The organism is Vibrio sp. R11-SG3-ISO3-SZ, assembly GCF_059834345.1.
Map to the genome: position 1 here is coordinate 15,252 of NZ_JCBDGX010000089.1, position 20,996 is coordinate 36,247.

Genomic DNA, 20,996 nt, shown 5'->3' on the forward strand with positions numbered 1-20,996 from the left:
AATAAAACAATTATAAAAAAGCCCGCTTGGCGGCGGGCTTAGGGTTCACTGCACTCAAAATTCACGGTTTTGAATGTGGTACTTAATGCCTGTTGGCGCAGGCATCCAGTGACACTACCCCGTTGGCGCGGGGTAGACAGTAACAATGTGATAATAAGGTAATCATCATGAAAAAAACAGTAGTGGCATCATCTGTTCTCTTTAGTTTGGCTCTATCTAGCTCTGGTTGGGCAGATGAGCTGGCAGCCCCCGAAAAAGAAAAGCAACTAGCGCAAAAAATTGAGCAACTCAAATCAGAGTACTCCAATGCTGAGCTCTTGACCGCGCTCGATGTCCCCAAAAGTGAAGAGAGTAAGTTTCATGGAACGCTTGGTTCGAATATCGAAGTGGAACGTATCGTCCGTGACGATGGTGTCAATGAAGGAAAACTGAAATATACAATCGCGCAGGGAAGTTTTAGGCATGATGATTTGCCAGGGTGGGACTTTGGCTTCTATTCAGGTCGTGAGGAACTATTCAATGGCAACTTGAAGCATGCCGACTACAACCGAGGCGTAAACTCAATCCAAGAAATCTATGTTAACCGTAGTTACAACCATGAAAAAGGTAATATTGGTTGGGGATTGAAGTTAGCCGGTGAGAGTATTGACCAACGCACTACTCCGGGCGGTAAAGTGTTTGGTTCTTACCAACTGACAGATCGTTTAGGTATGCATGGTTACGCGCTTTACCACGTGGAATACAAGCGTGGCACGGGGGAGTTTCCGTACTGGGAAGTTGAGCCAGGCTTTAGCTACAAAATCAATGACAACACGGGCGCATGGTTGAATTTCCGTTACCAAGAAGGTCAATGGAAGGCAAAAGATGGTTACTCTGAAACAGAGACTGAGTGGATCATTAAACCAGGTATTTGGCATAACTTCGGTAAACTTTCTGCGTCATTGTGGGGGGAGTTTGGTTCATTCGAAAAGAGTGTTGATGCAACAGGCGCTCATGCGTGGACGGAAGACTACTCTAAGCTAGGCGTATCTGCCAACTACCCACTATCAAAGAGCTGGCGCATGTTTGGTGAGGCAAGCTATAAGAAAATTGACTTCGCTAGCGGCCCGCAACGTGATGAGTTCGATGGTTACATTCCTCTATTTATCTTAGGTGTGAACTACAGCTTCTAACCGCGCAAGAAATCCCTCCTTCCTCGCAAGGAGGGAACCCCACTCTTTTTCGATGTTTCTAGTTTTGGACCAGCATTGGCTGCGTAGCGTCCGTTTTGGGAGCCTGTTCCGGCTCCATTTTTCGTCGCGTCCAAACCTAGAAATATTCACAACAACATTGGATTGGCTTATGAGCGAAAAGTATCGCCCTCTATTGCATATGACGCCTAACTCAGGTTGGATGAACGATCCAAACGGATTGGTGTTCTTCAACGGTCATTATCACCAGTTCTACCAGTATTACCCAAGCGATACAGTTTGGGGGCCAATGCACTGGGGACACAAAATCAGCACCAACCTGATAGATTGGCAAGAGCTTGAGCCAGCACTGTATCCAGATGAATCTGGCATGTGTTTCTCGGGCAGTGCGATTGTCGATTGGCATAACACCTCAGGTTTATTTGAGGCCGGAAAACCAGGCTTATTGGCGTTCTACACCTCGTTCATTCAACCTAAAGTGAGATTGGCTGATGGCACTGAAGTTGAAGACCCAATTCAGCAGCAGTCCCTCGCTTATAGCCAAGATGGCATGACGTGGAAGAAGTTCGCCAACGGCGCACCGATCATTACTGCACGGGGTAATCCGGATTTCCGTGACCCTAAGGTGATTTGGCATAAGCAAAGCCAAGCGTGGGTGATGGTGGTGTCTTGCGGTCAACATATCGAGTTCTACCGTTCGACCAACCTATTGGATTGGCGTTTAGTGAGCGAGTTTGGCTACCGTCATGGTGCGCACAGTAAAGGCCCGTGGGAATGTCCAGACTTGTTTGAACTGACTATCGAGGGCTCGCGAGAAACACGTTGGGTATTGGTGGTTGGCATCGGTGAAGGCGCTCACTGTGGCGGAGCAGGTACGCAGTATTTTATCGGTGACTTTGATGGCGAAACCTTCATCAATCACAATTATCCAGAGACCGTATTGTGGCTCGATTTCGGTCGTGATTACTACGCGACTCAATCATTTTCTGACATCCCAGTTGAAGACGGTCGCCGTATCGTCAGTACATGGATGAGCAATCATCAGTACTCGCTTGAGTTACCAACCCAAGAGTTTCGCAGTTCGATGGCCATGCCTCGTGAGCTGTTCCTGTTTGAAGGTAAAGCAGGGTTACGTGTTGGACAACGCTTTGTGAGAGAGCTTAATCAGGCGTTAAGTCTCGATGTGCAAACGCCAGAGCCAAGTGACGAACAAGCGATTAGTCTTTACAGCCTACAAGAAGTCATGAAGTTCAGCGCTGATGTGACGCTGCAAGATAGCCAAACGTTGCACCTAAATGTGTACCAAGACAATCCAGCTTACTTTGAGTTTGTTGGTGTCGAGCAAGGCATAGAAGTGCGCTCTGTACGTCGTGGTCAGTTTGGCTCGGAACGCATTGATGAACACTTTCCACACGACTATCGCGTGACCTTACCGATTGAGAATGAATTCCAAGTCGAAGTGTTGATCGACAAAGGCTCAGTCGAGTTGTTGATCAATGCTGGTCAATTCAGCTTTACCAACCTTGTTTACGCCAAAGAAACGCAAGCAAGTGTCGCCTTGAATGTGGATAGCGGCTCGCTGGCACTGCGCAACGTTCAAGTATCTAGCTTGGTAGGAGAGAAAACATGTTAAACGAACGACAAACCCAGCAAGCACTGCAGCAAGTTCTTGATTCGGTTGAATTGCCAAAGCTAACCAAGAAAGATGAGAAGGTATTTCTTGAACGTCTGACGCAGTATTTTCCATCTTTAGTTGGGCAACTGCACTCGCTTTATGGTGAGCGTTATGACTTCTTCTTGCACCTACAAAAGCTGGTGGTTGTGCTTGCCAAAGCCTTTGCTGGTCGTAAACGCAAATGGAAGAACTTGGATGAAAAGCGTCTCGGTAATCCAAGTTGGTACCGCAGTGAAAAAATGCTCGGTATGGCTGTGTATGTGGACCTGTTTGCGGGTGATTTGAAAAAGCTACAAATGAAGCTCCCATACCTCAAGTCTCTGGGGATCAACTATCTACACCTGATGCCGCTTTACAAAGCACCAGAAGGGGACAGCGATGGCGGCTATGCCGTGTCGGATTACCGCAAGGTCGATCCAAAGCTAGGCACAGAGAAAGATCTGGCGCAGTTAGCAGAGGCATTGAGTGATGAAGGCGTCAGCCTAGTGCTGGACTTCGTGTTCAACCACACCTCTGATGAACACCACTGGGCGGAGCAAGCGCGTAAAGGCAACCCTGAGTTTGAAGATTTTTACTACTTTTTCACCGATAAGAAAGAAGTGGATGAGTACAACCAAACCTGTCGCGAGATCTTCCCAACCGTTCGTCGTGGTAGTTTCACTTTCTTAGAAGATGTAGAGAAGTACGTTTGGACGACATTCAACAGCTTCCAATGGGATCTCAATTACTCAAATCCTGCAGTATTTAACGCGATTACTGATGAGATGTTGTTCCTTGCCAATATTGGCTGTGAAGGATTACGTTTGGATGCACTGGCGTTCATCTGGAAAGAGAAATGGACCCAATGTGAAAGCTTGCCGAAGGCTCATACTCTGATTCAGTGTTTCAACACCTGTTTGCAGATTGCAGCGCCTGCCGTGTTATTCAAGTCAGAAGCGATTGTGCATCCAGATGAGGTGGCACAGTACATCGACAAAGAAGAGTGTCAGTTGTCCTACAACCCACTGATGATGGCGCTGATGTGGGAAAGTTTGGCAACACGTGAAACCAATCTTCTGACGGCATCTTTAAAGAAAAGCTTTGAGATTTCAGATGCGTGTTCATGGGTGAACTACATTCGTTGTCACGACGATATTGGCTGGACGTTTGATGATGCAGTCGCTGAGCAGCTTGGTATTAATGGCTATGAGCATCGCCGCTTCCTAAACCAGTTCTACACTGGCAAATTCGACGGTTCATTCTCTCAAGGTGTCCCATTCCAAGAAAATCCAACCACGGGCGATTGCCGCGTGTGTGGTTCATTGGCCTCTCTTGCTGGGTTAGAAAAAGCAATAGAAGCGGAGGATGCACAAGCGATTGAGCACGCATTGATGCGTATTCGTCTGCTTAACAGCATCAACTTGAGCATCGGTGGTATTCCGCTGATTTATCAAGGTGATGAACTGGGTATCTTGAACGATCACAGCTACTTGAATGATGAGTTTAAACGCGAAGATGCGCGCTGGGTGAACCGCCCTCAAATTAGCGCAGAAGCGGTCGCATTGGCAGAAAGCAAAGGCAGTTATCAGTATCGCATCAATCAAGATCTCCAACAGATGATAGCACTACGTAGAAATCACCCAGAGTTTGGTAATGCAAAAACAGAGATTTTAGAAACGTATCGTTCGCAACTTTTTGCTTACTGCCGGACGAACGGAAAGGGTGAGCAACTTCTCGCTATCTGTAATTTTGCCGAATCCACACAATCAATTCCAGCGTCAATATGCGATATTTTGGGGTCAAGGCGAACCCGAGATTTACTGTCTGGTAAGCAACTGGTCGGTGAAGATATTTTGCTCGAAGCATATGATGTGCTTTGGTTAAAGGTAACTGAGTGATGAGAACCGAAAAACAAAAAATGCTCGCTGGTGAGCCGTACAATGCGTGGGACGAGACACTCTACCAAGAGCGCATCCGTTGTAGAGAGCACTTACTCAAGCTCAACAACACGATTCCCAACAGCCCAGAATGGCGCGAGGCGATCGACAGCTTGCTGCCTGATGCGGGAGAGGCCTATTTAGAGCCGCCGTTTCGTTGTGATTACGGCAGTAATATTCATGTGGGTAAAAACTTCTACGCTAACTTTAACTGCGTGATTTTGGATGTGGCGCCGGTGTACATTGGCGATAACGTGTTGCTCGCTCCCAATGTTCAGCTTTACACCGCAGGCCACCCGTTAGATGTCAAAGGGCGTGACGAAGAGGGCGTTGAGTTTGGTACCACGATTACCATTGGTGATAACGTCTGGCTAGGCGGTGGTGTGATTGTTTGCCCAGGAGTGACCATTGGTGATAACACCGTTATCGGGGCGGGCAGTGTTGTGACGAAAGATGTTCCGGCGAATGTGGTTGCCGCAGGTAACCCGTGCCGCGTGATTCGCGAGATTGAGCAGCGCTAGTTAGCCATGATCTCGAAGCGTCGGGGGAACCACGGAGAGCGTGGCGCTCTTGCCGGCGCTCATTTCTTCCGCTTGTTGGTAGAGAATGCGGCTGATGGCCTCGGCGTAAACAGGTTTCGAATAAAGATACCCTTGGCCGAGTTCACATTGCTCGCTCAGTAAGTAGCGTGCTTGCTGCGCGGTTTCGATGCCTTCAGCCACCACTTTGATATTCATCTGCTGAGCCATTGAAATCACGGCCGAGCACAATGCGCGATCATTCTCATCCTCTTCAATATCAGACACAAAGCTACGGTCGATTTTCAAACCATCGACGTTGAACTCTCTCAGATAGGCAAGCGACGCGTAACCTGTCCCAAAGTCATCCAACCATACTTCAATACCCAATTGACGGATTTTATCCAGCGTTGTTTTGGCTTTATCCATATCGAGCATCAAGGCGGTTTCCGTTACCTCGACGTGCAGATGCGAGGCGTGAAGCTGATGTTTGTCGACCAGTTCCGCTAGACGTGCGGCAATGTCTTGGTTATAAACCTGTTTGGCAGAGAGGTTGATTGCAACATGAAAATCATCCGTGTGCGGTAACTGATGCCACTTGTTCAGTGCCAGACACACTTCTTCCATAATCCACTGGCCGAGGGGTAGAATCAGCCCAGTGGATTCTGCGACGGGGATAAACTCGCTTGGCGCGATTAACCCTCTGGCTGGGTGATTCCAGCGAATCAGCGCTTCAACGCCGATGACTCGACCTGTTTGCATATTCACTTTCGGTTGGTAGTGGATTTCAAATTGAGAAAAGTCGATGATTGCCGCCCGCAACTCTCGTTCAATCACGCCGCGATTGAGTACTTGATATTCCATCTCTGCGGTGAAATGGCAGTAACGCCCTTTGCCTTGCGTTTTGGCGGCGTACATCGCGATGTCGGCGTTTTTGACCAGCTCCTCGGCACTTTGGCCGTTGGCAGGGAAGAGGGCAATACCAACACTTGCGCCAACGACCACGGATTCGTTGACCCCTTGGAGTAATATCGGTTCTTCAAACAGGTGTACCAGGCGCTGCGCGATGTCACCGGCTGCGTGTTGATCAATGTGAGGAATACAGAGTAAAAACTCGTCCCCGCCGACGCGGGCAATTAGGCTATTTTCTTTGGCGTGACGACTGAGTAGATTCGCGACAAAATCACTGTGACGTAAGTTCTCGCTGATTTTACTTGCGACGCTGCATAGTAACTCATCGCCGGCTTGATGACCTAAGTTGTCATTGATGCGTTTGAATTCATCCAAGTCTAGGAAAAGAATCGCGAACGTCAGGGGCTTCACGCGGTGCTGCTCCAATAATCCCTCTAAAAAGCCCAAAAACTGGGTGCGATTGGGTAGTTTTGTCAGTGGATCGTTGTAAGCTAAAAATTGAATGGCATCACTGCGTTCTTTGAGGTTATTGTCCATTTCATTAAAGGCTTTGGCTAGCTCACCAAGCTCATCACCACGCTCAATGTTATTCAGATTTTGATAGTGACCCCGGCTGATACGCTGAGAGTGACGCACCAGTTTTGTGATGGGTTTGATTAAGGTGTTGGCCATGACAATTGAAATCACAAAACTGACGAGACACATCACCGCTGTGACCACCACAATTAAAAAGGTGCTGTGCTCTGTGCTGGCTTGGTTAATTTGTTGAATGATCGCTTGGTTTTCAGCGATGTCACGCTGTATCGCGATCAATGAGTACACCATCATCACACCGCCAAGCAGCTCCTGATTGAGAATCAGTGGGCGGGCGATAATAAGTCTATTCCCTTCATGGTGCAGATACTCCATCTGTTTGCCGAGTGTCGTCTGTTCGACATTGGTATCATTCAGGGGCATGCCATAGGCATCCCCTTCACGGCTGCCTCTGTGAATGACGGTACCATTGAAATCATACACTTTGACTTCGAGCGTAGAGACGTTTTGCAGCGTCGGTTCCAAAATCCGCTCAATCCCATCCAAATCGTAAAAGTACATAGGGTTAAGCAGCGCTTCAGTGAGATAGCTCATCGTTTGTTCGGCTTGGCTTTTCGCATAGCCGATAAAACGCTGCGCCATGTGCTGTCCGTTTTCTTCTAGTACCTTGGCATTGTAATGGCTGTTGATAAGCCATTGAGAGAGTGCAAAGCTCCCTAGCGTGAGTATCACGGCGAGCATATTACCAACGACCAGTTTACTTTTGAGTTTCATCCTATTGCCCCTTGATGCTGCTTATTTAGCGGCCTAGATATTGGTTAACGAGGGCTTTCTGTTGCAGAGACCAGACGATGCTCTGTTCTATATCGTCGGTAATAGGATCAAACTTTGCTGTCTCCTTGTATTTTTTGAGTGGCAGCGCGGCGTTCGGGTCTTGGTCTGCCAAGAATAGGACTTGGCTTATCGCGTGTTTGAGAACAGGATCCATGTCAGGTCGAACGAGCATAAACGCACGCGGCACAGAGGGGCTCGTGTAGATAACGCGCAGCTGTTCTTTGATTGGTGCCGGAATTTCTTTCTCCCAGTCGATATCACTGAACGCCGCAGCGGATACGATTTTACGATGTACCCAACTCATCATATTGGACTCACCGCCCGCAGATGAGAACTCATCGGAAAAGAAGTAGCCAATTTTATCTGCAGGTGGCAGATCGCGGGGTGAAGTCACTTCATGCAGCGGATAGCCTTGTTCTATGAGCGCAGAGACAGGAAGTAGAAACGCGCTGGTGGAGTTACGATCCTCAAAGACGATTACTTTGCCCACCAAATCATCCAAGGTATGGATGTCAGAGTCTTGATGAACGAAGAAAAGTGAGGCGTAGTTGGCTACGCCGTTTTTCCAGCGCCGCGCAATCATCTCAGCATGGCTGTACTTGATAAGATCGTCCGAGGCATACACCGTCTCTGACACGATATCTACTTGGCCACTTTTGACCCAATTGGCCAGCTGAAGGTTAGTTTTGGCCACCACAACTTTGGCTTGTACAATACCATGTTGATGGAGGTTCGCCGCTAAGTAATCGGCAAAGGGCTGCGCACGTTTAAAAGCTTTCTTCGGGTTGGAGCTAAGCGTGCCAAGAATAAGGGTTTGCTCGCGCGTAATCTCAGGTGATTCGCTCGCGAATACGCGAGGTAAACTCAACAGCAACGCGATGGACAAGGCGGTAACAGCAATGTGAACCCAGTGGCGTGGTGTCATAACTCTCCCCTTATTTGAAGAAGATACACGTCACTGTCTGCGCAGTGTTTTAAACAAATGAACAACTGACTTAATAAATTAAGTCTAGTGTGACTCGTAATATTGAGCAATATGAATGATAAACTGCTCATCAAGCTTGAGCGAAAGTTCACGGTTTACAATGTAAATGCTAGGCAGAAAAAGGCTTCTCATGCTGAGAAGCCGGTTCAATGAGTTTATAGAGTGGGGTGAAGGCCGCAGAATGCTTAACGCTCGTCTAGCCACGTTTGCAAATCGAACGTGCGTATATTGCCTGCATCCTCAAGGTGAATCTGCGCTCTGCGAGTTGCCAAATCAAGTTGCAGCGTTGCGCGACTGTCTAAATGAACCCATTCCATCGTGAGGCTTGAACCCTCGCCAGCCACGCTAAAACTACCATCAAACGCGGCGCTGCGATTACGCAATCGAATCAGTTCACACAAGGCGTTGACGACAGGCTTGCCTCGTTCAGCGGCTAACTGCGCTGGTGTGAGGTAAGGGCGATTGATGTCTCGACCCACTTGAGTACGATGGAGCAGGGCCATGTCGTTGTGCATTGCCAACAAACCGCCGTAGTAGACTTGAGGAACGCCGGGGCTGAAGAACTGAATGGCTCTCGCCACCAAATAATCAAAATCGCATCGCCCTAGTGCGTCATAGTAGCTGCAATTGACTTGGTAGAGATCGAGGTTATTCGCCGCGCTACCTGTTGCCTGCTGACTCTCTCCTTGGCTCTTTTGATGAATCGTCTCGACGAGCCGATCGATTTGTTCGGCGTTGAGTAACCCCGGTTTGTCACCTTCAGGACCAGCGTCGATGATGCCGATGCCATCGTGTGTATCGAGCACGGTTAAACAGTTTCGTGGCGCGATCGTCAGCCACTTGACCAACGCCTCGACATTATTGCTATAGAGGGTGTGTAGGACCAGTGGCGGCAGAGCAAAGTCGTAGACACGATTGACTTTGCTCGCCACGTCAATTTGGGTTTTATAGTGGCTATGAATTTCCGCCACGGTCTCCATGCCAAGTGCGTTGGCGCGCTTGGATAAGGCATCGATAAACGCAAAGGTATCCTCAATCATAAAGCAGGAGGTGCCCGCGCGTTTAATCGCATAGCCTGCGGCGTCAAGGCGAATGATTTTTACACCGTTATCAGCAAATAGGGTCAGTACGCGCTCAAGGTAGGCTTGACCCGCTTGCGTTTCCACATTGATGTCGATTTGGTTGTCAGTGAAAGTGGTCCAAAAGTTGACGGATTCACCGCTGGCGAGGGTTTTTGCGCTAAAACAACTGCCCGGACGAGGGCGATAGATCCGCTTAGCTTGCTCTTCACTGATGCCATCTGGAAACAGATCGCGCTCTTTAAGAAACATCGACCAATACTCAGAGGCTTCGCCTTTCTCCAGCACATCCAAAAACTCGGGTGATTGGCCAGAGGCATGGTTGACGATAAGGTCGGCCATGATTTCAACGTCTTTGCCAAGTGCGTTGAGATCGGGCCAATCGCCAAGCCTTGGGTCGATTTGAGCATGATCAATGGGATCAAATCCCGCGTCGCTACCATCAATTGGGTAATAGAACGGCAAAATATGCACGCCCCCAAAGAGGTCGCTCAACGTGTTGCTGAGTGTGTTGCGCAGCGCATGAAGACCGCCACCCGTTAGGCGGTCTGTGTAAGTGATTAACTGAACTTGGTTTTTCATCGGATTCTCTTTTTTTACACTCTCTTGTCCAAACTCTCTTGTTCAAACAGGGTGAGCGATAGACACACTACAGATGTTTCAGTGAGATACCTTGTTGGTTGAACAAGTGAATCTTATCGGGCTCGGCCGTCAGTTTAATTTGCTCGCCTTTGTGATAGTCGAGAATACCCGGCAGTTTGGCCACGATGGACTCTTCATGATTGGGCACCTGGATGTGCAGCAGCGTGACTTCACCGAGCGATTCGACAAACAGCACCGTGCCCGTCATCAGTTCTTGCCCCTCTGCGGCGACGCGAAAATCTTCTGGGCGAATGCCCATTTGCAAGGTGTCGCCAACTAATGCGCTCTGCGCTGCGATCGGGACAGTAATGGTGAGGCCGCTTTCGGCTTTGATTTGAGACTCGCTGCCTGCTGCTTCAAGAGTGACGGGGCTAATGTTCATCGCAGGTGAGCCAATAAAGCGCGCAACAAACACGTTCGCTGGATTGGTGTAGAGTTCCAATGGGGTGCCGACCTGTTCAATCTTGCCTGCTGAAAGCACCACAATGCGATCGGCGAGTGTCATGGCTTCGACCTGATCGTGCGTCACGTAGATCATCGTGGTTTGCTTGAGCTCCTCTTTTAAGTTGGCGATCTCAATACGCGTTTGTACCCGCAGCGCCGCATCGAGGTTAGAGAGTGGCTCATCAAAAAGGAAGACTTTTGGTTGGCGTACAATCGCGCGGCCAATCGCCACTCGCTGTCTTTGCCCACCGGACAGCGCTTTCGGTAAACGGTCGAGGTAAGGTTCTAGTTGCAGCATGCGCGCGGCTTCCATTACTCGTTCATGGATCGCTTCTTTTGACTCTTTCGCGATGCGCATCGCAAACGCCATGTTGTCGTAAACCGTCATATGCGGGTAGAGGGCGTAGGTTTGAAACACCATCGCAATACCGCGCATCGCCGCAGGCAAATCGTTGACTTTCGCCCCTTCAATAAACAAATCGCCAGAGGTGATCTCTTCCAACCCCGCAATCATGCGCAGCAAGGTGGATTTACCACAGCCTGATGGCCCGACAAAGACGATAAATTCGCCTTGATCAATCTCCAAATCGACACCGTGAATGACTTGGGTGTCACCGTAGGCTTTTTTTACGTTGGTCAGTGTTAATCCTGTCATTATCAATTCTCTTCAATCCTTGGCTGGTTATTTCACAGAGCCAGAAAGCAATCCGCGCACTAAGTAGCGCTGCAAGGCAAAAAATACGGTCAGTGGTACAGCAATTGAGACAAAGGCTGAGGCCGTGAGGATCTCCCAGTTACCGCCACGAGAGCCGAGTAGTTCGCGTAAGCGGGCGGTGAGCACCATGTGCTCTTCTCCTGTGCCTAAGAACACCGTCGCGACCAGTAAGTCATTCCATACCCAAAGGAATTGGAAAATGCCAAAAGAGGCAAGGGCAGGGAAGGAGAGTGGCAGTACGATGCGCATAAAGATCTCAAAGTCTGTCGCACCGTCGACCTTGGCGGACTCAATGATCTCCCTTGGTAGGCTAGAGATGTAGTTGCGCAGCAGATAAATCGCCAGTGGCAGACCAAAGCCGGTGTGGGCAAGCCAGATACCGAGATAGGTTTTCGCGCCCACGCCAAAGAAGGCGCCAATGTCGTTGTAGAGACGCAGCAAGGGGATCAGTGACATCTGCAATGGCACCACAAGCAAGCCAACGACCATAGCAATCAGCAGGTTGCGACCGGGCATCTTCATCCAAGAGAGCGCATACGCAGCGTACGCAGCGATCAAAATCGGGATGATGGTAGCGGGAATCGTCACGGTGAGTGAGTTAATGAATGAGCGTCCAATCCCCTCTGCGGTCAGTACCTCGCGGTAGTTATCTAAGCCAAACTTGGGCGGCACGACGGCGGTATAGAAAATACGTTTGCCACGTGAGCCTTTGAACGGCTCGTTTGAGACCATTTCATAGTGACCATCTTCAGTGACGGTCAATGTCCCGTCGTTCATCTCGGCCACGTCGCCGGGTTGGTAAGCGGTCGGCTCTCTTGAGGAGAAACCAAATGCTTTAATATCAACAGGCTCACCATCAAGTAGCAGTTGCCCGGCAAGCACATACTGATCGCCCCGTTGAATTTGTGTGTCGGGATCGCCGGTGCGATCAACGAGATTTTGTTCGGATGCGGTAAGGGATGTCCACCAACCACTCAGGGCAAGCTGATCTTTATCTCGGAATGAGGAGATAAACAGGCCTGCGGTCGGCAGTGTCCAAAGAATCACGATGACGAGCACCGAAAGGTGGACAAGAAAGGTCAGCGGTGAGCGCCTAAGTTTACTCAGGCTAAACTTGGCTTGGCTCACATTGGGTGCTGTAGTTTGAGGCTGAGACATTAACGATCCTCCATTTGAGCGCTGGCTTGGCGCATGTTCCACACCATAACAGGAACAACCGCGACCATGATCACCACGGCAATCGCCGCGCCGCGGCCAAAGTCACCGCCGCCTCTAAACATCCAGTCGAACATCATGTTCGCCAGCACCTGTGTACTCCATTGACCGTTGGTCATGGCAAGGACGATATCGAACACTTTCAGCACTAAGATGGTGATGGTGGTCCAGACCACAGCAATGGTGCCCCAAATCTGTGGAATGAGTATTTTGAAGAAGATTTGCACGCCATTGGCCCCATCAAGGACCGCCGCTTCCACCGTCTCTTCGGGAATACCGCGCAGCGCGGCTGAGAGAATCACCATCGCAAAGCCGGTTTGAATCCAAATTAAGATCACCATCAAAAAGAAATTATTCCAAAAAGGGAGAGTAATCCATGCTTGCGCCGTACCGCCGAACAGTTCGACGATGGCGTTTAAAATACCGATTTGTTCTGAGCCTGACGCACGATAGTCATAAACGAACTTCCAGATGATCGACGCACCGATAAAGGAGATGGCCATCGGCATAAAAATCAAGCTTTTGGCAATATTGCCCCAGCTGACTTTATCGGTCAGCGCCGCGATCACCAAGCCAAAGAAGGTCGAGGCAGCCGGTACGACCAATAGCCACAATAGGTTGTTGAACAGGGATTCACGAAACTCCGGATCGTTAAACAGCCAGGTGTAGTTACTCAAGCCTACAAACTCAAAGCCGTTTCGATCGTGCAGTGATAACACCACAGATTCAAAAACGGGATAAATAAGGTAGAGGCCCAAAAACGCCAACGCTGGGCCAAGAAAGAGCCAAGGGCGAATCGCTGCGGCGCGACGCAGGTTTTGCGCCATAGTCTGATTGGAAACCCGACGAGTCGGGAAGATCACGCTAAGTAACCAGTTGGTGCCGACAAAGTAGACCACGCAACTGGCGACGCCTAGCGCCATGATAAATAAAGAGGAATAGAGTTGCTCCATCACGACCTCAACTTGGAACCCATACCGACAGAAAACGCTTAGCTGACTGTCGAGGGTTGAACATCAATACGGCAGTCTCATCAGCGGGCTACATTAGGTAGCCCGCATGGGATGAGATGAACTATTTGAGCGCATCCCAGGTTTTTTGGATGTCGTTGGCGACATCTTGCGCCGATTTCCCGCCGCTGTAGTCGACCATGCCTGTCCAGAATGCGCCTGCGCCGATTTTACCTGGCATCAAGTCAGAGCCGTCAAAGCGGAAGGTTGTGGCTTGAAGTAAGATCTCACCTTGTTTTTTCAAGGTGTCGTTGCCGTACGCATCCACGTTAGCGCCTTTGTGCGGTGTTAAGAAACCAGACTGAGCCATCCAAATTTCATGCGCAATCGGCGATTGGAGGAACTCCATGAACGCGCGAGCCGCTTTGGAATCTTTGGTGATGCTCCACATGGTGCCGGCACCCAGTACCGGTTTACCTAAGTCTTTCGACTCATAAGCAGGGAAGTAGAAGAAGTCCGCATCCGCGCCCAGTTCCGTTCCTTCAGGGAAGAAGCTTGGAATGAATGACGCTTGACGGTGCATGTAACATTTGGCCGGAGAGGTAAAGAGACCTTTTGGTGAATCCCTAAAGTCAGTCGCAGCGACCGCACGCGCACCGCCATCCACGTAGGCGTCGTTGCGAACAAACCAACCGAATTCTTCAATTGCGCCGACCACTTTCGCGTCGTTGAATTTCAGCTCGTTGCTAACCCATTTGTCGTAATCTGCGGGAGATTGGGTGCGCAGCATCATGTCTTCTACCCAGTCAGTGGCTGGCCAGCCGGTTGCGCCGCCAGAACCTAGACCGACACACCAAGGTGTTTCACCATCTTTGACGATTTGATCGGTAAGCGCTTTAAGCTCTTCCATGGTTTCTGGTACTTCGTAGCCTGCATCTTCAAAGTTTTCAGGCACATACCAAACCAGTGATTTCAAATCGACTTTATAGAAGAAGCCGTAGAGCGCTTCTTTACCATCTTTGCCGGTAAATGTGCCCAGGTCGACCCAGGATGAGCCTGCCGCATAGTTATCATTAATCCAGTCGGCCATGGAAGGCTCAAGTGGCGTTAGGAAGCCTTTTGAGGCCAAATCAGCCGCAAGACCTGGCTGCGGGAAGATCGCAATGTTTGGCGCACTACCTGCTTGTACATCGATGGCGATTTGCTGCTCAAACGAGTCTGAGCCAGAGTATTTCACCACGGCGCCTGTTGCCGCTTCGAAGTAGGCGATAACGCTTTCCACCAGCTCCTTATCTTCGGTCAACCAAGGGCCGAATACGGTGACGGTTTCACCTTTTAAATCCATATTTTTGAGTGCTTCGTAGCTCTGCCAATTAAAGCGAGCGTCTTCACCCGGTGCGTACTTCAGTTCGGCGGCAAACGCGGAGGTAGCAGAAATCGCGACCGCGATTGCACCAGCAAGTAGAGAGGTTTTCATCAGTAAGACTCCATGTATTCGATACCCTTTACCTTCAATGGGTTAGGGTGGGTTCAGATACTTTGTTTCATTGTTATAATTGATGTTATTCCCTAGACTTAACCCATCAAGATTCTATAACTTCTATAAAGACCAGTAATTTCTTAATCGATTAAGCTATCAATAAACAACATAAGACGTTATTTCAAATTCGCCTGTTTTTCTGCTCAATCTTGTGCTTTTGATCAAATTTTTCTCTGGTTTGCTGCTCACTCTATGACCGCTGTCAAACTAATCAATTTTTAGTGATCAAGTGAGTTCCTTATTTCTTCTTAATCGATTTAGAATTGTGACTTATAACCCTGATCTATCGACGCCGTTGGTGTGGTTCACTCAGGGAGTCAGTGAAGGAGTGGTAGTGCGATGAGCAGTGAAAGGCGAAAACCGACGTTGAAAACCGTGGCGGCCCATCTTGGGGTCTCGACCGCGACGGTGTCGAACGCTTTTAATCGTCCCAACCAACTCTCCCAGTCTCTGCGTGAGAAGATTTTGGCGGAGTGTGAAACGCTTGGTTACACGGGGCCAAGCATTACGGCGCGCAGTTTAAGAACGGGAAAAACAGGCGTGATTGGTGTATTGCTGGCAGACAGCCTGGCGTACAATTTTACCGATCCGGTGGCGACCGAATTTCTCGCGGGAATATCAAAAACCTTGGACGCAGCACACGTCAATATGCTGCTGCTGCCCTCCAATCACGAGAACTACCAAAATACGCAGGTGGAAACCATTCCGGATAGCTTTATCGTCTATGGTAAGCCGATGGACCCGAGCGTGATCAACCTGATTTTGCGTCAACACAAGCCGGTGGTGTCGGTGGATTTCTCTCTTCCTGATATTCCTTCCGTGAACGTAGATAACTTCACCGCGTGCTATGAGATCGCTAAACACGCCATTCGTAGCCCGGATGACAATGTGTTGATTCTCGGCCTGCGTCTAGAGCCGTCGACCTCCATGTCACTGGCGAACCTGAGCTCACTGTATACCAGTGAAGAGTCCGTCTCGCGTTGTCGTTTTGAAGGTTATAAAAAAGCTTTGGCAGAAAGCGGGATTGATTTGGCCTACGAGAACGTCTGGCAGATTCACGACCTTGACGAAACCAGCCTGAAAACCATGCTGCGCGGCGCGTTGGCCAACCCGAAAAAAGTCGATGTGCTGCTCTGTATGAGTGACAAAATCGCGCTCGCCGCGCTAGATGTGGCCAATGAACTTGGTCTTTCTATGCCCGATACACTGCGCGTTGTCGGCTTTGATGGCATTCCGAAAGCGGCGCAAGCGGGCCTGACAACGATTGCTCAACCGATTATGAAAAAGGGCCAAGTGGCGGCGCAAATGGCGCTTGGACACATCCCTTACGAAACCGTCCAACTGGACACAGAGCTGGTGGTTGGCACCAGCAGTTAACTTGCTAAGGAGTCTCCCATGATGACGGGACAACTGGAAAAACGCTGGTGGCACGATGCCGTGGTGTACCAAATCTACCCAAGAAGCTTTAATGATTCTAATGGGGACGGTATTGGCGATATTCCGGGCATCATCGACAAACTGGATTACATTCAAGAGCTCGGAGCCAATGTGATTTGGCTTAGTCCTGTCTACAAGTCACCGATGGATGACAACGGATACGACATTTCAGACTATCAGCAGATCGCACCAGAATTTGGCACCATGGCGGACATGGACAGGTTGTTGGCAGAAGCGGACAAACGCGGCATCAAGATTGTGATGGATCTGGTGGTGAACCATACCTCTGATGAACATCCTTGGTTTATTGAATCGAAAAGCAGCAAGGATAACCCTAAGCGCGATTGGTACATCTGGAAAGATCCCAAACCCGATGGTAGTGAACCCAACAACTGGGAGTCTTTCTTTAAGCCCAAAGCGTGGACACTGGATGAGAATACTGGCCAGTATTATTTGCACCTGTTTAGCAATCGCCAGCCGGATCTCAACTGGGCCAATCCAGAAGTGCGTGAAGCTGTGTATGAGATGATGCATTTTTGGCTCAAAAAGGGGCTTGGCGGGTTTCGCATGGATGTGATCAACATGATTGGTAAGCCATCTGATTTTCCCGATGCGACCATTTTTGATGCCGGTGTCGCAGGCTGGGAACATTGGTCCAATAACCTGTTGGTGCACCAGTACTTACGTGAAATGCATGAGAAGGTACTTCAGCATTACGATGTGTTGACGGTAGGCGAAACGCCCTTCACGACGACCTTAGATGGCCGCTACTATTCGCACCCTGATCGCAAAGAGATCAGCATGATTTTCCAATTTGAGCACGTCAGCATTGATCGCGAAGAGCATAACGCAGTGAAAAAGCCGTTCGATCTGGTGCAGTACAAGGAGATCATGGCACGTTGGCAAGACGATTTGTATCAAAAAGGCTGGAACAGCGTCTATTGGAGCAATCATGATCAGCCGCGTACCGTCTCTCGCTACGGTTGTGATTCGCCGCAATATCGAGTCATCAGTGCGAAAATGCTCGGTACGGTGCTGCACATGATGAGCGGCACGCCCTACATCTATCAAGGCGAAGAAATTGGCATGACCAACAAGCACTTTGCCAGTATCGAGGAGTTTAACGATTTGATGGCCAAGTTCCATTATCAAAAAATGATGGAGCGTGGCATGGCAGAGCAAGACGCATTGGCGTTTCTCAACGACTTCTCACGCGATCATGCCCGAGTGCCTGTGCAGTGGGAAGATGCGGCCAATGCGGGATTCACCACCGGGACACCGTGGTTGCCGGTCAATGACAACTATCCAGAGATCAATGCGGCGCAAGCGGTGCTTGATCCTAACTCGATTTACCACCACTACCGCGCCCTGATTGCGCTGCGTAAAAGTGAAGAGTTTGGTGATGTGGTGGTGTATGGCCGTCACACATTGCTCGACCCGCAAGACAGTGAAGTGTACGCCTATGTGAGGCAAGATGAGCAAAGCGGCCGCGCTCTGTTGGTTGTGGCGAACTTTACTGATCAAACCTTAGAACGCCGCTATCCGTATCAAGCCAAACAAGTGCTGATCAACAACTATCCGCAAGCGGAATTTAACCTTGATGGATTAACCTTAGCGCCGTATCAAGCAGTGGTGATGGAGATTACGGCATGCGTTTAAGTGGGCGTTTGGCGCCTTCATTCTCACTGCCATAGCGTGAGTTCATAAGCCGCATAGCATCAACGCTATGCGGCTTTTTACTTAAAACTCACACGGCGCTTCGAAGATGAGCAGCTCTTTAGTGTAAGGGTGCTCAAACTCCAATCGCTCGGCATGCAAATGTAGACGATCAGCTTTATGGCCGTAGAGCGCATCACCGACAATCGGAATGGCGAGGCCAAGGTGGTGGGCACAGTGGACGCGCAATTGATGGGTGCGTCCTGTTCTTGGGTAAAGCCGTAACTTGCTGCGCCCATCGCGTTGTTCAATTAATTGCCAATGGGTTAACGCCGGTTTGCCGTGTTCAAAGCAAACCAGTTGGCGTGGTCTATCGTCTGGGTCGCCTCGTAGCGGCAGCGAAATCTCCCCTTCATTGCCAGGCACTTGGCCATCGAGTAGCGCGATGTAGCGTTTTTGTACTTGGCGAGAGATAAACTGTTTTTGCAGGCTTTTGTTCGCACGGCGCGTGAGAGCGAACACCAAAAGCCCAGAGGTCGCCATATCTAATCGATGAATAACAAACGGCCCTTCACACTCAGGGTAGCGCTCAATCAAACGCGTATAGGCGGAATCTGTGATGGTTTTACCCGGGACTGAAAGTAGGCCAGAAGGCTTATTGACCACCACCATGGCGTCATCTTCATAGATAATGTCGAGGGGCAGGTTTTCGGCCCAGTTTTGCTCTAGTGGATTGTCATCCACCTCTAGCCCTTGCAGCATGTGGCCGAGAATCGGTTGACACTTACTGTTGCACGATGGATAAAAATGTCGGTGCTGGCGAATTTCCGATTTGGGTGACACTCCCCACCAAAACTCCGCCATAGCCAGTGGCGTATAACCATGCTGATACGCGTAGTGGAGCAGTTTCGGCGCAGCGCATTCGCCTGCGCCAGCAGGAGGCGTCGGGGTGGTGGTTGGGGCGAAAATTGCATTGAGTGAGCGCGATTCACCGCGTGCATTGAGAAACTGATAGTGGTCAAACAACTTGTGTTGCAGTTGGTTTGAGAGCGTTTTGCGCTTTTGTTTTAACGCGTCTAACTGCGCTTGTTGTTCGTCAATGCGTCGCTGTAATGCTGTCGTTTTCTCTTCCCACTCCAGTTTTAGATACTTGAGGCGGTTTTTATCCGCGACACTCTGTTTTGCTAATTCATCGAGGCGCGCTTGCTGCTCGGCGCTGTGTGGCTCGCTTTGTAGGGTTTGGCGCTCTGCTTTGCGCTCAGCGCGGCGCGTGATCATGGTTTTTCTCAGAGAGTGCTCCTCTTTGGAGAACGTCTGATTGAGCGTGGTGAGCTCCTCTATGAGCGGTGTCAGATCGTGGTTTTGCTGCCAAGCGGTGACTTGCGCATTAATGTCGGTGATTTGCGCTAATTCTCGGCGGAAAAAGCTCTCTTCCGCGAGCATATCAAAGACGGGCGGGACAAAACCGGGCAGAAGGTTTTGGTCAGCAATTTTGCCTGAAAAAGTAGAAAAGAAACCAATCTCACCTTGCGGTGAGCGCACTAACAACACACCAAACATTTTTCCACTCGAGTGTTGCACTGCTGCAGAATCACTCTTCAGAGCGCCGTTTGGCGAAACACCAAAGTCATGCTGCCACTGGGTTTGGCTCATCAAGTGTTGCTGCAACTGCGCAGCCGCTGCCACGCACAGCGGATGCGGCTGGTAGTAGAAGGGGAACGTGAACTTCTCAGGTAGTGTGCGGGTATCTATCGCTGGTTCAAAGCGAGTAAACAGCGAGTCCGGTTGGTGCATGGCTGGCATTCATTCTTGATTCAATCTGGCGCCGATTGTACCGAATTAGCGTTTGAATGCCAGCGAGAGCGTGTTACGCGTCAATCAAAGCGAGGTGCTTAGCGTGAAACTCGAGATGATCATCAATAAAGCTCGAGATGAAGAAGTAGCTGTGGTCATAGCCACTTTGCATGCGCAGTTCCAAATGGCTGTCATGGGCTTTTGCCGCGGCAAACAGCATCTCTGGTTTGAGTTGATCGTTTAAAAAGTTGTCCGCATCACCTTGGTCGACAAGGATAGGCAAAGGTGATGGCCCAGATTTCAATAGCTCACACGCATCGTATGGCTTCCATGTTTCGACATCTGAACCGAGATACGCCTGAAACGCTTTTTGTCCCCAAGGGACATGAATCGGATGACAAATCGGACTAAAAGCGGAAATCGACTGGTACAGATGCGGATTTTTCAGGCCAATCGTCAACGCGCCGTGTCCGCCCATGCTGTGGCCAGAGATGGAGCGCAGCGAGGAGATGGGGAAGTGTGATTCAATCAGGGTCGGCAACTCTTCGGTGATGTAGCTGTACATCTGATAGTGCTTTTTCCACGGTGGCTGTGTAGCGTTGAGGTAGAATCCGGCGCCTTTCCCTAGGTCGTACTCTGGGTCATCGGCGACCTCGTCACCTCTTGGGCTGGTATCGGGTGCGATAATTGCCAGGCCAAGTTCGGCCGCTTTTTTGAACGCACCGGCTTTTTGCATGAAGTTTTCGTCAGTACAGGTGAGGCCAGAGAGCCAATACAAAGCGGGTACAGGCGAGGTGGCACTGGCATTGGGCGGCAAAAATAGTGCAAAACGCATGGTGCAGTTTAGCACCTCAGAGTCATGGCTATATTGCTTGTGCCAGCCTTGGGCCACTTTGGCTTGCGATAGGTTAGTTAAGGTCATCGTATGCTCCTAACGTTGGCTGCCGCCACAGTGTGACG

General features: G+C 49.9%; 15 protein-coding genes. 6 read left to right on the plus strand and 9 right to left on the minus strand.

What is annotated here, in order from left to right:
- The first annotated feature begins 167 nt into the window (after nt 1-167).
- From AC6R1O_RS11250 to AC6R1O_RS11265, 4 genes are all read left to right on the plus strand, one after another.
- Complete coding sequence (locus AC6R1O_RS11250) at nt 168-1,172, plus strand: OmpG porin family protein (protein WP_500657040.1); 1,005 nt, start codon at nt 168-170, stop codon at nt 1,170-1,172.
- 169 nt (nt 1,173-1,341) lie between these two features.
- Entirely contained in the window at nt 1,342-2,823 is a 1,482-nt protein-coding gene (locus AC6R1O_RS11255) for a glycoside hydrolase family 32 protein (RefSeq protein WP_500657041.1), read from the plus strand.
- Nucleotides 2,817-4,742, plus strand: a complete 1,926-nt coding sequence (locus AC6R1O_RS11260; RefSeq protein ID WP_500657042.1) for an alpha-amylase family protein — start codon at nt 2,817-2,819, stop codon at nt 4,740-4,742. Before AC6R1O_RS11255 ends, AC6R1O_RS11260 begins: the two co-directional genes overlap by 7 nt.
- On the plus strand, nt 4,742-5,302 hold the full coding sequence (locus tag AC6R1O_RS11265) for a sugar O-acetyltransferase (protein ID WP_500657043.1): 561 nt from the start codon (nt 4,742-4,744) through the stop codon (nt 5,300-5,302). The genes AC6R1O_RS11260 and AC6R1O_RS11265 overlap by 1 nt, the downstream gene beginning before the upstream one ends.
- Here AC6R1O_RS11265 and AC6R1O_RS11270 read toward each other — a convergent pair whose 3' ends face one another.
- The 7 genes from AC6R1O_RS11270 to AC6R1O_RS11300 form a co-directional block, all read right to left on the minus strand.
- Entirely contained in the window at nt 5,303-7,519 is a 2,217-nt protein-coding gene (locus tag AC6R1O_RS11270) for a putative bifunctional diguanylate cyclase/phosphodiesterase (RefSeq protein WP_500657044.1), read from the minus strand.
- Between the two features lie 25 nt (nt 7,520-7,544).
- A complete protein-coding gene (locus AC6R1O_RS11275; protein WP_500657045.1) occupies nt 7,545-8,504 on the minus strand; it encodes a phosphate/phosphite/phosphonate ABC transporter substrate-binding protein in 960 nt (319 codons plus the stop codon).
- 245 nt (nt 8,505-8,749) lie between these two features.
- Nucleotides 8,750-10,225, minus strand: coding sequence for a sucrose phosphorylase (gene gtfA / locus AC6R1O_RS11280; protein ID WP_500657046.1), 1,476 nt, complete (start codon nt 10,223-10,225; stop codon nt 8,750-8,752).
- A 67-nt stretch (nt 10,226-10,292) separates the two neighbouring features.
- Nucleotides 10,293-11,384, minus strand: a complete 1,092-nt coding sequence (locus AC6R1O_RS11285; protein WP_500657047.1) for an ABC transporter ATP-binding protein — start codon at nt 11,382-11,384, stop codon at nt 10,293-10,295.
- Between the two features lie 27 nt (nt 11,385-11,411).
- On the minus strand, nt 11,412-12,602 hold the full coding sequence (locus tag AC6R1O_RS11290; RefSeq protein ID WP_500633549.1) for a carbohydrate ABC transporter permease: 1,191 nt from the start codon (nt 12,600-12,602) through the stop codon (nt 11,412-11,414).
- On the minus strand, nt 12,602-13,612 hold the full coding sequence (locus AC6R1O_RS11295; RefSeq protein ID WP_487903479.1) for a carbohydrate ABC transporter permease: 1,011 nt from the start codon (nt 13,610-13,612) through the stop codon (nt 12,602-12,604). The genes AC6R1O_RS11290 and AC6R1O_RS11295 overlap by 1 nt, the downstream gene beginning before the upstream one ends.
- 121 nt (nt 13,613-13,733) lie before the next feature.
- Complete coding sequence (locus tag AC6R1O_RS11300) at nt 13,734-15,086, minus strand: ABC transporter substrate-binding protein (protein WP_500633550.1); 1,353 nt, start codon at nt 15,084-15,086, stop codon at nt 13,734-13,736.
- A gap of 402 nt (nt 15,087-15,488) precedes the next feature.
- Between AC6R1O_RS11300 and AC6R1O_RS11305 the strand changes: the two genes are divergently transcribed.
- Nucleotides 15,489-16,526 carry a LacI family DNA-binding transcriptional regulator gene (locus tag AC6R1O_RS11305; RefSeq protein ID WP_500657048.1) on the plus strand — a complete coding sequence of 346 codons (1,038 nt, stop codon included), beginning with the start codon at nt 15,489-15,491 and terminating at the stop codon, nt 16,524-16,526.
- 18 nt (nt 16,527-16,544) lie between these two features.
- The gene (locus AC6R1O_RS11310; protein WP_500657049.1) at nt 16,545-18,245 is read left to right on the plus strand and encodes a glycoside hydrolase family 13 protein; all 1,701 of its coding nucleotides are present in this window, start codon (nt 16,545-16,547) and stop codon (nt 18,243-18,245) included.
- A gap of 81 nt (nt 18,246-18,326) precedes the next feature.
- Here the strand turns inward: AC6R1O_RS11310 and AC6R1O_RS11315 are convergent, their stop codons facing one another.
- Both AC6R1O_RS11315 and fghA read right to left on the minus strand, forming a co-directional pair.
- Nucleotides 18,327-20,036, minus strand: coding sequence for an RluA family pseudouridine synthase (locus AC6R1O_RS11315; protein WP_500657050.1), 1,710 nt, complete (start codon nt 20,034-20,036; stop codon nt 18,327-18,329).
- A gap of 73 nt (nt 20,037-20,109) precedes the next feature.
- On the minus strand, nt 20,110-20,958 hold the full coding sequence (gene fghA / locus AC6R1O_RS11320) for an S-formylglutathione hydrolase (protein ID WP_334551735.1): 849 nt from the start codon (nt 20,956-20,958) through the stop codon (nt 20,110-20,112).
- Nucleotides 20,959-20,996 lie beyond the last annotated feature (38 nt).

Bases quoted from the DNA above. Each gene is read 5' to 3' on its own strand.
- AC6R1O_RS11305 (WP_500657048.1), top strand. From the start codon at position 15,489: ATGAGCAGTGAAAGGCGAAAACCGACGTTGAAAACCGTGGCGGCCCAT.
- AC6R1O_RS11300 (WP_500633550.1), bottom strand. From the start codon at position 15,086: ATGAAAACCTCTCTACTTGCTGGTGCAATCGCGGTCGCGATTTCTGCT.
- gtfA (WP_500657046.1), bottom strand. From the start codon at position 10,225: ATGAAAAACCAAGTTCAGTTAATCACTTACACAGACCGCCTAACGGGT.
- fghA (WP_334551735.1), bottom strand. From the start codon at position 20,958: ATGACCTTAACTAACCTATCGCAAGCCAAAGTGGCCCAAGGCTGGCAC.
- AC6R1O_RS11310 (WP_500657049.1), top strand. From the start codon at position 16,545: ATGATGACGGGACAACTGGAAAAACGCTGGTGGCACGATGCCGTGGTG.
- AC6R1O_RS11250 (WP_500657040.1), top strand. From the start codon at position 168: ATGAAAAAAACAGTAGTGGCATCATCTGTTCTCTTTAGTTTGGCTCTA.
- AC6R1O_RS11315 (WP_500657050.1), bottom strand. From the start codon at position 20,036: ATGCACCAACCGGACTCGCTGTTTACTCGCTTTGAACCAGCGATAGAT.
- AC6R1O_RS11260 (WP_500657042.1), top strand. From the start codon at position 2,817: ATGTTAAACGAACGACAAACCCAGCAAGCACTGCAGCAAGTTCTTGAT.
- AC6R1O_RS11265 (WP_500657043.1), top strand. From the start codon at position 4,742: ATGAGAACCGAAAAACAAAAAATGCTCGCTGGTGAGCCGTACAATGCG.
- AC6R1O_RS11295 (WP_487903479.1), bottom strand. From the start codon at position 13,612: ATGGAGCAACTCTATTCCTCTTTATTTATCATGGCGCTAGGCGTCGCC.
- AC6R1O_RS11290 (WP_500633549.1), bottom strand. From the start codon at position 12,602: ATGTCTCAGCCTCAAACTACAGCACCCAATGTGAGCCAAGCCAAGTTT.
- AC6R1O_RS11275 (WP_500657045.1), bottom strand. From the start codon at position 8,504: ATGACACCACGCCACTGGGTTCACATTGCTGTTACCGCCTTGTCCATC.
- AC6R1O_RS11285 (WP_500657047.1), bottom strand. From the start codon at position 11,384: ATGACAGGATTAACACTGACCAACGTAAAAAAAGCCTACGGTGACACC.
- AC6R1O_RS11255 (WP_500657041.1), top strand. From the start codon at position 1,342: ATGAGCGAAAAGTATCGCCCTCTATTGCATATGACGCCTAACTCAGGT.
- AC6R1O_RS11270 (WP_500657044.1), bottom strand. From the start codon at position 7,519: ATGAAACTCAAAAGTAAACTGGTCGTTGGTAATATGCTCGCCGTGATA.